The organism is Pantoea sp. ICBG 985, from assembly GCF_002928365.1.
Lineage (GTDB): Bacteria > Pseudomonadota > Gammaproteobacteria > Enterobacterales > Enterobacteriaceae > Pantoea > Pantoea dispersa.
The window spans coordinates 1-248 of sequence record NZ_POWM01000032.1 but is presented as its reverse complement, the minus strand read 5'-3'; the positions used below and the strand labels follow the sequence as shown (position 1 = coordinate 248).

Genomic DNA, 248 nt, shown 5'->3' with positions numbered 1-248 from the left:
AAGGGTCCTGAAGGGACGTTGAAGACGACGACGTTGATAGGCCGGGTGTGTAAGCGCAGCGATGCGTTGAGCTAACCGGTACTAATGACCCGTGAGGCTTAACCTTACAACGCCAGAGGCGTTTTGGGCCGAGAGACAGAAAGAATTTTCAGCTTGTGACGGAAAAATTAGCGGAAACGAAAGATTTTGCGCTGAGGCAAGGCGCCGGACGAGACGGTACGAGGGAGCATACAGAAGTATGTGACTGA

At 52.4% G+C, this 248-nt stretch carries 1 rRNA gene; it reads left to right on the top strand.

From position 1 onward, the window contains the following. Positions 1-106 (top strand): 23S ribosomal RNA (locus C1Y42_RS23315); the annotation flags it as partial. Between the last annotated feature and the right edge of the window lie 142 nt (positions 107-248).